The sequence below is a fragment of the Nocardioides sp. genome (genome assembly GCF_044226765.1).
Taxonomy (GTDB): Bacteria; Actinomycetota; Actinomycetes; order Propionibacteriales; family Nocardioidaceae; genus Nocardioides.
Window position 1 is genome coordinate 86,258 of sequence record NZ_JBGAGJ010000007.1, and the last position, 11,243, is coordinate 97,500.

Below are 11,243 nucleotides of genomic sequence, written 5' to 3' on the forward strand. Positions count from 1 at the left end.
CCCTCCTCGTCAGCGGGTCAGAGCCTGCGTCGTACGGCGTCGGCGAACGCGTCGCCGCGCTCGGCGTAGTTGGTGAACATGTCCATGGAGGCGCACCCCGGAGCCAGCAGGACCGTGTCGCCGGGTCGAGCCAACTCGGCTGCGGCCGCCACGGCACGCTCCATGGCATGTCCACCGTGTGGTGCCCCAGTCTCGTCGTCGCCGACGACGATCACCCGCACATCGGGCGCGTGTCGCGAAAGCGCTCCGGCGATCACGTCGCGGTCCTGGCCGAGCAGCACGACACCCCGGAGGCGGTCGCGCACCGCCACCACCAGGTCGTCGAACGTGGCGCCCTTGGCCAGGCCGCCGGCGAGCCAGACCACCGGGTCGTAGGCCTGCAGCGACGACTGGGCGGCATGCGGGTTGGTGGCCTTGGAGTCGTCGACCCAGGTGACGCCGCCGCGCTCGCCGACCACCGCGATCCGGTGCCCGTCGGGGCGGAAGGACCGCAACCCGTCGCGCACCGCCGACTGCGGGACGCCGTGCGCCCGGGCCAGCGCGGCCGCGGCCAGCGCGTTGGCGACGAAGTGCGGCGCAGGCGAGGCGAGGTCGGAGATCGTGCAGAGCTCGGCGGCGCTCGACTCGCGGTGCTCGATGAACGCCCGGTCGGCGAGGATGTCCTCGACGACCCCGAGCATCCCCACCCCCGGCATCCCGAGCGTGAACCCGATCGCCCGTGGACCCTCGACGACGTCGGCCTCGCGGACCAGCTGCTCGGTCACCGGGTCGGCGACGTTGTAGACGCAGGCGCGCTGGACGCGTTCGTAGATGCGCCCCTTGTCCGCGGCGTAGTCGGACATCGAGGAGTACCAGTCGAGGTGGTCCTCGGCGACGTTGAGGACCGCGGCCGCCTCGGCGCTCATGGAGTCGGTGTAGTGGAGCTGGAAGCTCGAGAGCTCGACCGCGAGCACGTCGTACGGCTCGGGATCCATCACGGCTTCGACGATCGGCAGCCCCACGTTGCCGGCGGCGATGCTGCGCAGCCCCGCCGCCCGCAGGATCGCGTCGAGCATCTGCACGGTCGTGGTCTTGCCGTTGGTGCCCGTCACGCACAGCCACGGCGTGCCGTGGTCGGGGTCGCGCAGCCGCCAGGCGAGCTCCACCTCGCCCCACACCGGGATGCCCCGAGCGCGGGCCTGGGCCAGCAGCGGGGCGTCCGGCCGCCAGCCGGGCGAGGTGACGAGCACGTCGACGTCGTCGGGCAGGACCAGGGTGCTGCCGGCCCCCAGGCGCACGTCGGCGCCGAGCACCTCGAGGAGCTCCGCCTTGGCCGGTCGGTCGCCCGCGTCCGACTCGTCGAGGGCCACCACGCTCGCGCCGAGGTGGTTGAGGTTGTCCGCGGCCGCGAACCCGGAGACGCCGAAGCCGGCGACGACCGCGCGGACGCCCTCCCAGGAGTCGTGCCGCCCCAGATGGTGCGGGCTCACGAGCGGCCCATCAGATGCCGGCGCCGGTCACCCACTCGGCGTAGAACACGCCGAGACCGACGGCCACGCAGATGCCGGTGATGATCCAGAAGCGGATGACGACGGTGACCTGCTCCCACCCGAGCATCTCGAAGTGGTGGTGCAGCGGGGCCATCCGGAAGATGCGCTTGCCCTTGGTCAGCTTGAAGTAGCCCACCTGCGCCATCACCGACAGCGTCTCCACCAGGAACAGCCCGCCGAGGATGATCAGCAGCAGCTCGGTGCGGGTCAGGATCGCGAGGCCGGCGAGGGCTCCGCCGAGGGACAGGGAGCCGGTGTCGCCCATGAAGATGGCCGCGGGCGACGCGTTCCACCACAAGAACCCGAAGCACGCCCCGGTGATCGCCGCGGCCACGACCGCCAGGTCGAGCGGGTCGCGGACCTCGTAGCACAGGTTCGGCTGGTCGAGCCCGGTCTGGCCGCACCACTGGTTGTTCTGCCAGATGTTGACCAGCATGTAGGCGCCGAACACCATCACGCAGGCGCCGGTCGCGAGACCGTCGAGGCCGTCGGTCAGGTTCACCGCGTTGGTGGTGGCCGCGATGATCAGCCAGATCAGGATCAGCACGACGACCGCCGGCAGCGTGATCCAGCCGATGTCCCGGATGAAGGACAGGTGCCGCGACGCCGGGGTCTGGCCCCGGTCGTCCTCGAGCCAGGGCGACAGCGCCAGGCCGCCGAAGACCAGGGCGATGACCGTGAGCCCGATCATCTTGGCCTTGCTGCGCAGGCCGAGGCTGCGCTGCTTGGAGATCTTGATGAAGTCGTCGAGGAAGCCGACCAGCCCGGTGCCGACGAACAGGAAGAGCAGCAGCAGCGCGGAGGCCGACGGCATGTCCTGGGTGATCAGCTTCGCGCCGAAGTAGCCGACGACGGTCGCGAGGATGATCACGACGCCGCCCATGGTCGGCGTGCCGCGCTTGGTGTGGTGGCTGGTCGGTCCGTCGTCGCGGATCTCCTGCCCGTAGCCCCACTGGGTGAACAGGTGGATCGCGACGCGGGTGCCGAGCAGGGAGACGATCAGGGCCAGGCCGCCGCCGAGGAGGATGGCTCTCATGGCGCGGGTCGGTCTCCTTCCACCGTCTCGGCCGGCTCCTGTGCCAGCAGCTCGTCTGCGATCACCCAGAGGGCGGCGCCGTTCGACGCCTTGACGAGGACGACGTCCTCGGCCGCGACATTCTCGCGCACCCATGCCAGCGCGTCGTCACGCCCCGCCGTGGTGACCGCCCCCGCACCGTACCCTTCGGCGACGCCGGCGGCCTCGGGCCCCACCACGACGACCACGTCGATGCCCAGCTGCGCGGCGACGGCACCCACCTCGACGTGACCGGCCCGGGCGGTGTCGCCGAGCTCGCGCATCTCGCCGAGGACGGCGACGGTACGCCGACCCTGGCGCTGCCCCATCGCCCACAGCGTCTGCAACGCCGCGGAGGTCGAGGCCGGGTTGGCGTTGTAGGCGTCGTTGAGCACGACCAGGCCGTCGGTGCGCTCGTGGACCTCCATCCGCATCGGGGAGGCGCTCTCGGCGGCGCTCAGGGCGTCGGCGACCTGCTCGAGCGGGAGGCCCGCCGCGATCGCCATCGCCGCCGCGGCAGCGGCGTTCTCGACCTGGTGCAGGCCCGACTGCCGCAGCCGGACCGGCCACCACTCTCCGGCGAAGCCCAGCCCGAAGGACGGCCGCACCCGGTCGTCGACCTCGAGGTCGCGCGCCTGCACGTCGGCCGTGGTCCCGTCGCCGCGGTCGACGCCGAAGGTCAGGACCCGTCCGCGGGTACGGGTGCGCATCGGCGCCACCAGGTCGTCGGCGGCGTTGAGGACCGCGGTCCCCTCGCCGGGGAGGGCCTCGACGATCTCGCCCTTGGCCAGCGCGATCGCCTCCCGGGAGCCGAACTCCCCCACGTGGGCGGTGCCGACGTTGAGCACGGCGGCGACGTCCGGCGGCGCGATCTCGCAGAGGTAGGAGATGTGGCCCACACCGCGGGCGCCCATCTCGACCACGAGGAAGCGGGTGTCGCGTCCTGCCCGGAGGACGGTCAGGGGGACGCCGAGCTCGTTGTTGTGGTTGCCGGCGGTCGCGACCGTCGGGCCGGCGGTCGCCAGCACGTGCGCGAGGTAGTCCTTGGTGCCGGTCTTGCCCTGGGAGCCGGTCATGGCGAGCACGACCACGTCGAGCTCGTCCACGACGTGCCGGGCGAGCCGGCCCAGCGCCACCACCGGGTCGTCCACGACGACCGTGGGCGCCTCGGTCGGGCGGCTCCCGAGCACCGCGTGGGCGCCGGCGGCGAACGCGTGGCCGTCGACCCGCTCGCCGACCACGGCCACGAAGAGACCACCGGGCTCGGGGGTCCGCGTGTCGACGTACGGCGGCCCGCTCACCACGAGGTCGGCGACATCACCGGCGACGGTGCCGCCCACGACATCCGCGATCTCCCGCAGGGTCATCGCAAGCACGCCAGCTCCTCCCGTGCGACGGCGCGGTCGTCGAAGGGGTGGACCACCCCGGCGACCTCCTGGCCGGTCTCGTGACCCTTGCCCGCGATCAGCACGATGTCGCCGGGGTCGGCACGACGCAGCGCCTCGCGGATGGCCTCGCGCCGGTCGCCGATCTCGACCACCCGGTCGCGCGCCGCCGGCTCGACGCCGGCCAGCATCGCGGCCCGGATCGCGGCGGGGTCCTCGGTGCGCGGGTTGTCGTCGGTGACCACGAGCAGGTCGGCGAGGCCGGCGGCCACCTGCGCCATGATCGGGCGCTTGCCGGGGTCACGGTCGCCGCCCGCCCCGAGCACGACGAGCACGCGGCCGGAGGTCAGCGGTCGCAGCGCACCGATCGCGGCCTCCACCGCGTCGGGCTTGTGGGCGTAGTCGACGATCACGGCGAAGCTCTGCCCCGCGTCGACCCGCTCCAGGCGGCCGGGGACCCCTCCGGCGGTCGCGACGCCGGCGGCGACCTGCGCCGGGTCGAGCCCCGCCTCCCCCGCGGCGGCCACGGCGGCGAGGGTGTTGACGACGTTGAAGGCGCCGGGCAGCGGGCAGGCCGCGGGGATCCGCGCGCCGTCGGGGGCGAGGACCGTGAACGACGACCCGTCGGCGCGCACGTCCACGTCGACCGCTCGCCAGTCGGCGTCGGCTCCGGTCGCCGAGAAGGTGCGCACCGGCACGGTCGCCTCGCCCACCAGGCGGCGGCCGTGCTCGTCGTCGACGTCGACCAGCCCGAGCCGGGTGCGCTCGGGCGTGAACAGGGACGCCTTCGCCTGGAAGTAGTCCTCGAGGTCGGTGTGGAAGTCGAGGTGGTCGCGGCCGAGGTTCAAGAAGACCGCGACGTCGAAGACGACACCGTCGACCCGCCCCATGACCAGCGCGTGGCTGGAGACCTCCATCGCGCACACGTCCACGCCGCGCTCGCGCATGACCGCGAACAGCCCGTGCAGGTCGGGGGCCTCCGGCGTCGTCAGGACCGTGGCGAGCTCCTCTCCCCGGACCCGGGTGCCGATGGTGCCGACGACGGCGGCGGGCACGCCGACCCGCTCCAGGCCGCTCTCGAGCAGCCGCGTCGTCGTGGTCTTGCCCTGCGTGCCCGTGACACCGATCATCCGCATCGAGCGGGCCGGCTCGCCGTACACCCGCGCGGCCAGCCGGCCCAGGACGGCTCGGGGCCGCTCGACCTCGAGGATCCAGACGTCCGCGGGCGCCCGGGCCGCGCCGAGGGTGTCGGTGAGGACGGCGACCGCGCCCGCCTCGACGGCCGCGTCCGCGTAGGCGATCCCGTGGGTCCGCGCGCCCGGCAGGGCGGCGTACAGGTCGCCGGGGCGCACCCGCTGGGAGCTCAGCGAGACCCCCGTCACCACCACCTCGTCGAGCCGGGCGAGCTCGGCGCGCTCCTCGGCATCGACGACCTCGGAGCGCTCGTGGTGCTCGTGTCCGGCCGGCGGGGCGACCCGGTCGAGCCACTCGCCGAGCTCCGCGAGCGGCGTCCGGGGCGGGTGCTCGGGACGGGTCGGGTCACTCACCGGGTGAACCTATCGCCTCACCAGGTGGTGGGCAGCCGCGAGGGCTTGGCGCCGGTCGGCGGGATCGCGTAGCGCTTGAGCGCGTAGCTCATGATCCGAGAGAAGACCGGGCCGGCGGTGGACCCTCCACCGCCGCCGTTGCGCGGGTTCTTGATCACCACGTAGACGGTGAACCGCGGGTCGTCGGCCGGCGCGAAGCCGGCGAACGACACGTCGAAGGTGCCGTCGTAGCAGGCGCAGTCCGCACCGACCGCCTGCGCCGTGCCGGTCTTGCCGGCCACGACGTAGCCCGGCACCTGGGCGGCCGGCGCCACCCCGGCGTCCGGGTCCACCACCCGCTCCATCATCTGCGTCATCGCCCGGGCCGCCTGCGGGCTGACCACCCGCCGCTCGGTCGTGTGGTCGGTGCCGACGAGCGTGCCGTCGTCGGTGGTGGCGGAGCCCTCGATGAGGCTCGGCGACACCCGGACACCGCCGTTGGCGATGGTGTTGATCGCCGCCGCCATCTGCATCCCGTTGACCGACAGCGACTGCCCGAACGCGATGCGGTCCTGGGTCTGGTGGGTCCACGAGCTCTTGGCGGGCAGCAGGCCCTGCGTCTCGCCGCGCACCCCGATGTCGGTGGGCTGGCCGAGACCGAACTTCCGCAGGTAGTCGTAGAGCTGGCCGCGCTTGAACCGGTCGGCCGCGAGCACCGTCGCGATGTTGGACGACTGGGCGATCGCGCCGGCCATGGTCAGGTGGATGGTGCCGTGCGTGAACCAGTCGTGGATCGGACGGTCCTGACGGTCGAGCTCGGGCGGCACCACGATCTTGGTGCGGGGCGTGACGAGGCCCTGGTCGAGCAGGGCGCTGACGGTGAGGACCTTCTCGACCGAGCCGGGCTCGTAGACGTCCTGCATGGCGCGCGACCCGAGGTCCTCCTTGGGCGCCTCGGTCGGGTCGTTGGCGTCGTACGTCGGGACGTCGGCCAGCGCCAGGGTCTCACCGGAGCGGCGGTCCAGCACCACCGCGAACCCCGAGTCGGCGTTGGCATCCTCGACCGCCTGGGCGAGCACCTTCTGGGTGTACCACTGCAGGTGCAGGTCGAGCGTCGTGCGCAGGTCGGTGCCGTCGACGGCGTCGGTGACCGTGCTCTCCCCCAGCGGGATCCGGTTGCCGCCGCCGACCTCGTAGCGCGCCGAGCCGTCGGTGCCGGAGAGCTGCCGGTCGAAGGTCCGCTCCATGCCGGCCAGCGGCTCGTCGGTGCCCACGAACCCCACCAGGTTGGCCGCCACGTCGCCGGCCGGGTAGTCGCGCACCGGGTCGCGGCGGGTGTCCAGGCCCTCGAACCCCTGCTTCTCGGCGGCGGCCACCACCTCGGTCGCGACGGTCGAGGGCACCCGTCGGGCGATGTACTCGAACTTGCTGTCGGCGCGCAGCTTGGCCAGGGTCGGGGCGTACTCCACGTCGAGGTGGCGGTAGAGGAACCGAGCGAGCTGCGGGGCCTTCGAGGCGGTCAGCTCCGGGTCGGCCACGACCATCAGGCCGTCCACCGAGTCCGCGAACGGCTCGCCGTTGCGGTCGAGGATGTCACCACGCTCGGCCGGCAGCTCGACGCGCACCAGGCCCTCGGCGGCGGCCATCGCGGCGTACGAGTTCGGGTCGAGGCCCTGCAGCTGCACCAGACGCGCGGCGAAGACCGACAGCACCATCGCGATCACCACGAACCCGATCCGCAGCCGCAGCTCGGGAGCACCCCGGCGGGATCCGCGGGGCGGCCGGGTCTGGCGCACGTCGGTGCTCGCTTCTGGTGGGGATCGGGTCCGGAGGTCCTACTGGTGCATCTTCGCCCGGCTGCCGGGCTTTGCGGTGGCACCGCGGGCCGTGTCGTCCGACGAGTTCGACCCGGTGCCCTGGGTCGGGGCGGGGACCACCACGACGTGGGGGGCGGGGTTGATCGCGGCGGGCTTGGCCGGCGGGCGGGGGTTGATCCGGAACGGCGTCGCGGCGGTCCCGCTGGACGGCTCGCCCACCACGCGGTCGGCGCCGAGCTCGAGGAACGCCGGGTTACCAGCCTGCACCATGCCGAGGTGCTGGGCCTTGGTGGCGATCCGCTGCGGGTCCCGCAACCGGTCCAGGTCCATCTCGAGGGTCTGCTGGCGTGCGGCCAGCGTGTCCGCCTGCTCCTCCAGGGCCGTCGAGGCGAACGACGCCTGCTGCATGGAGGTGTTGAACAGCAGCAGTCCCACCACGCCCCCCAGGAGGATGATCGAGACCAGCGCCACGAACGGCACCCGGGCCGCCCGGGTGCGCCGGCGCGGCACGACGGTCAGCCGGGCGCGCTCCACGGCGTACTCGGCGATCCGGGGCACCCGGACCCGGACCTGGGCGGCAGAGCTGTTCATGCGGCGACCCCTCCCTGGATGACACGCTCGATCGCACGCAGCCGGACGGAGGCCGCGCGCGGGTTCTGCGAGATCTCGTCCGGGGTCGCCTTCTCGGCTCCCCGGGTGACGAGGCGGAGGGCCGGCTCGTGGCCCTCCGGGACGAACGGCAGGTCCTCCGGCACGTCGAGGCGGGTCGCGGCCGCGAACGCCTGCTTGACCAGGCGGTCCTCCAGCGAGTGGTAGGACTCCACCACGACCCGTCCGCCGACGCTGATCGCGTCGATCGCCGCCGGGATCGCCCGGCGCAGGACCGCGAGCTCGTCGTTGACCTCCATGCGCAGCGCCTGGAAGGTGCGCTTCGCGGGGTGCCCGCCGGTCCGTCGCGCTGGCGCCGGGATCTCGGCGTAGAGCAGCTCGACCAGGCGGCCCGAGGTCGTGAACGGCGCGACCGCCCGCTCGCGCACCACGGCAGCCGCGATCTTGCGGGCGAAGCGCTCCTCGCCGTACTCCCGCAGGACCCGGGTCAGGTCGGCCGCGTCGTAGGTGTTGAGCACGTCGGCGGCGGTGCTGCCGGTGCTCCCGTCCATGCGCATGTCCAGGGGCGCGTCCTCGGCGTAGGCGAAGCCGCGCTCGCGCACGTCGAGCTGCATCGACGAGACGCCGAGGTCGAACAGGACGGCGTCGACCGAGGAGAGCCCGAGGTCGTCGACCACGTCGGCGATCTCGTCGTAGACCGCGTGCACCGCGGTGAACCGGTCACCGAACGGCGCCAACCGCTCGCTCGCCAGCGCGAGCGCGTCGGGGTCGCGGTCGATGCCGACGACGCGCACCGCTCGAAACCGGGAGAGCACCGCCTCGCTGTGGCCGCCGAGGCCGAGTGTGGCGTCGACCAGCACGGCCCCCTCGCGCTCGACCGCAGGCGTCAGGAGGGCGACGACCCGGTCGAGGAGCACCGGGACGTGGGTGGGGGTGTCCATGCTCAGGCCTGTCGGGCCACGACGGCGAGGAGGAGGAAGACCGCCGCGACCCCGACGGAGGTGGCGGCGGAGAACGCCATCACGGTCGCGGCGTCGCGGGCCTGGTGGCGGACCCGACGCACGGCCGGCCCGTCCTCCACGACCTCGTGCGGCGTGACCGCCGCGTGCACGATGCTCATCGACCCTCGACCCTCTTGCTGTGCTCGGTGGTCCGGCGTCCGCCGGACCTGGTGGAAATCGCTGCGATCCGCCTGGCCAGGTCCCTGCCCGCTCCCTGCGTGGCCATCTGGAACCGGGGAAGGTGCCCCAGATGAGGCGTCCTCTGGGGCCGGGGAAGGTGTCCCAGATGACGTCGGGAGCGGGCACGAGGCCTCGCCCTGCGGATCGCTGTGCTGTTGTGCGTGCTGTTGTGCGTGCTGTTGTGCGTGCTGGTGTGTCTGCTGGTGTGTCTGCTGGTGTGTCTGCTGGTGTGTCTGCTGGTGTGTCTGCTGGTGTGTCTGCTGGTGTGTCTGCTCTGGTGGGCCGTCAGGCCTGCTGCGGGTTCGGCTGCTCGTCGAGCTCGGCGAACTTGGCCTGGGCGCCGCTGCTGTAGTCGCGCCACCGGTCCGGGTTCCAGATCTCGATGCGGTCCATCACGCCGATGACGACCACGTCGCGGTCGAGGCCGGCGTACTCCCGCAGCGAGGCCTGGATGCCGATCCGGCCCTGCTTGTCCAGCGCCCCCTCGTCCGCGCCGGCGAACAGGATGCGCGCGTAGTCACGCGCCCCCCGGACGGTCAGCGGCGTCGACTGGGCGCGCCGGGCCTCCTCCATGAAGACGTCGCGGGGCCACACGACCAGGCAGTTCTCCTGACCCTGCGTCACCACGAGCCCCTCCGAGAGTCGGTCCCTGAACTTGGCCGGGAGGAACAGTCGCCCCTTGTCGTCGAGCTTCGGCGTGTACGTGCCCATGAAGAACATCGGGCACCTCCACCCCTCACTCTTCCTCCACTGCGCCCCACTCTACGCCACTTTCCCCCACCGTCAACCATCAGACGCGTGTCGCAGCCCGGTTCTGCGGCCGTCGTGGACCGGCCGCTCCCGCCGCCCGGGCAGTGTTTGCGCAGGTCAGCGCCCCGGACCGGTGGGTGGAGCGCCAGTGGGGCGCGGAGGTGGGGCGTGGTGGAGCGCCGGGTGGAGCGGCCCGGCGCGCGTCGGGCCGGGACGACTGCAACCAATTCGTGACCGGGGTCGTCGAACCCCGGAGCGCTCGGACGACGTAGGTTTCTGCGGCACGACTACGGTGGAGACGTCGTGGTGCAGGTCACGTGGGGCACCGTGGGGACATCGGGAGGAACGGCAGTGGTCACTGACTCGCACGCGAACTCGCAGGCAGGCTCGGGCGCCGGGTCCGGTGCTGCGGACCTGCAGACGCTGGCGCGCGTGGTCGGCCGGGTCCGCGCCAACATCGAGCGGGTGATCGAGGGCAAGCCCGACGTCGTCAACGCGGCGCTGGTCGTCCTGCTGGCCGAGGGTCACCTGCTCATCGAGGACGTCCCGGGCGTCGGGAAGACGATGCTGAGCAAGGCGCTGGCCCGCAGCATCGACTGCTCCGTGCGGCGCATCCAGTTCACCCCCGACCTGCTGCCCTCCGACGTCACGGGCGTGTCGGTGTTCAACCAGAACACCCGCGAGTTCGAGTTCCGGCCCGGCGGCGTGTTCGCCAACATCGTCGTCGGCGACGAGATCAACCGGGCCTCGCCGAAGACCCAGTCCGCGCTGCTGGAGTGCATGGAGGAGCGGCAGGTCACCGTCGACAACGCGACCTACCAGCTCGACCAGCCGTTCATGGTGATCGCGACCCAGAACCCGATCGAGATGGAGGGCACCTACGCCCTGCCCGAGGCCCAGCGCGACCGCTTCATGGCCCGGGTGTCGGTCGGCTACCCGGTGGAGGGCGCCGAGGTTGCGATGCTCACCTCCCACACCGGGTCCAACCCGCTCGACGACCTCGAGCCGGTCACCGACGCGGCCGAGGTCCGCAAGCTGATCGGGATCGTGGGACAGGTCCACGTCTCCCAGGCCGTCCAGCGCTACACCGTCGCGATCGCCTCGGCGACCCGGCGCTCGGAGGACCTGAGCCTGGGTGCGTCCCCCCGCGCCTCGCTGCACCTGGTGCGCGCGGCCAAGGCGACCGCGGCGCTCGACGGCCGCGACTACGTGCTGCCCGACGACGTCTCGCAGCTGGCCCGGACGGTGCTCGCGCACCGGCTGCTGCCCAGCGTCGAGGCGGCCATGAGCGGCCGGTCGACCACGGCGATCCTGGACGCCCTGCTGGCCGGCGTACCGGTCCCTCAGCCCTGAGCACCTCCGGGTGATGACGCAGGGTGATGACGCAGGTGA

The 11,243-nt window shown here is 72.7% G+C and carries 10 protein-coding genes; 1 reads left to right on the forward strand and 9 read right to left on the reverse strand.

What is annotated here, in order from left to right; genetic code table 11:
• Positions 1 to 17: 17 nt before the first annotated feature.
• From murD to mraZ, 9 genes are all read right to left on the reverse strand, one after another.
• Complete coding sequence (murD, locus tag ACILRH_RS15355; RefSeq protein ID WP_395694693.1) at positions 18 to 1,469, reverse strand: UDP-N-acetylmuramoyl-L-alanine--D-glutamate ligase; 1,452 nt, start codon at positions 1,467 to 1,469, stop codon at positions 18 to 20.
• A gap of 10 nt (positions 1,470 to 1,479) precedes the next feature.
• Positions 1,480 to 2,565: a phospho-N-acetylmuramoyl-pentapeptide-transferase gene (mraY, locus tag ACILRH_RS15360; protein ID WP_395694695.1), complete on the reverse strand. Its 1,086-nt coding sequence runs from the start codon at positions 2,563 to 2,565 to the stop codon at positions 1,480 to 1,482.
• A complete protein-coding gene (gene murF, locus ACILRH_RS15365; protein ID WP_395694921.1) occupies positions 2,562 to 3,950 on the reverse strand; it encodes a UDP-N-acetylmuramoyl-tripeptide--D-alanyl-D-alanine ligase in 1,389 nt (462 codons plus the stop codon). The genes mraY and murF overlap by 4 nt, the downstream gene beginning before the upstream one ends.
• Positions 3,947 to 5,356 carry a UDP-N-acetylmuramoyl-L-alanyl-D-glutamate--2,6-diaminopimelate ligase gene (locus ACILRH_RS15370; protein WP_395694923.1) on the reverse strand — a complete coding sequence of 470 codons (1,410 nt, stop codon included), beginning with the start codon at positions 5,354 to 5,356 and terminating at the stop codon, positions 3,947 to 3,949. Before ACILRH_RS15370 ends, murF begins: the two co-directional genes overlap by 4 nt.
• A 176-nt stretch (positions 5,357 to 5,532) precedes the next feature.
• Positions 5,533 to 7,290 carry a peptidoglycan D,D-transpeptidase FtsI family protein gene (locus tag ACILRH_RS15375; protein WP_395694697.1) on the reverse strand — a complete coding sequence of 586 codons (1,758 nt, stop codon included), beginning with the start codon at positions 7,288 to 7,290 and terminating at the stop codon, positions 5,533 to 5,535.
• 39 nt (positions 7,291 to 7,329) lie between these two features.
• Entirely contained in the window at positions 7,330 to 7,902 is a 573-nt protein-coding gene (locus tag ACILRH_RS15380) for a hypothetical protein (protein WP_395694699.1), read from the reverse strand.
• A complete protein-coding gene (gene rsmH / locus ACILRH_RS15385) occupies positions 7,899 to 8,861 on the reverse strand; it encodes a 16S rRNA (cytosine(1402)-N(4))-methyltransferase RsmH (protein ID WP_395694701.1) in 963 nt (320 codons plus the stop codon). Before rsmH ends, ACILRH_RS15380 begins: the two co-directional genes overlap by 4 nt.
• 2 nt (positions 8,862 to 8,863) lie before the next feature.
• The gene (locus ACILRH_RS15390) at positions 8,864 to 9,040 is read right to left on the reverse strand and encodes a hypothetical protein (RefSeq protein WP_395694703.1); all 177 of its coding nucleotides are present in this window, start codon (positions 9,038 to 9,040) and stop codon (positions 8,864 to 8,866) included.
• Between the two features lie 346 nt (positions 9,041 to 9,386).
• Positions 9,387 to 9,821, reverse strand: coding sequence for a division/cell wall cluster transcriptional repressor MraZ (mraZ, locus tag ACILRH_RS15395; protein ID WP_395694705.1), 435 nt, complete (start codon positions 9,819 to 9,821; stop codon positions 9,387 to 9,389).
• Positions 9,822 to 10,202: 381 nt separating this feature from the next.
• Between mraZ and ACILRH_RS15400 the strand changes: the two genes are divergently transcribed.
• The gene (locus ACILRH_RS15400) at positions 10,203 to 11,204 is read left to right on the forward strand and encodes an AAA family ATPase (RefSeq protein WP_395694707.1); all 1,002 of its coding nucleotides are present in this window, start codon (positions 10,203 to 10,205) and stop codon (positions 11,202 to 11,204) included.
• Positions 11,205 to 11,243 lie beyond the last annotated feature (39 nt).

Excerpts from the sequence above, each read along its gene's own strand:
- mraY (WP_395694695.1), bottom strand. The coding sequence starts at position 2,565 with ATGAGAGCCATCCTCCTCGGCGGCGGCCTGGCCCTGATCGTCTCCCTG.
- murF (WP_395694921.1), bottom strand. The coding sequence starts at position 3,950 with ATGACCCTGCGGGAGATCGCGGATGTCGTGGGCGGCACCGTCGCCGGT.
- ACILRH_RS15380 (WP_395694699.1), bottom strand. The coding sequence starts at position 7,902 with ATGAACAGCTCTGCCGCCCAGGTCCGGGTCCGGGTGCCCCGGATCGCC.
- rsmH (WP_395694701.1), bottom strand. The coding sequence starts at position 8,861 with ATGGACACCCCCACCCACGTCCCGGTGCTCCTCGACCGGGTCGTCGCC.
- ACILRH_RS15390 (WP_395694703.1), bottom strand. The coding sequence starts at position 9,040 with ATGAGCATCGTGCACGCGGCGGTCACGCCGCACGAGGTCGTGGAGGAC.
- mraZ (WP_395694705.1), bottom strand. The coding sequence starts at position 9,821 with ATGTTCTTCATGGGCACGTACACGCCGAAGCTCGACGACAAGGGGCGA.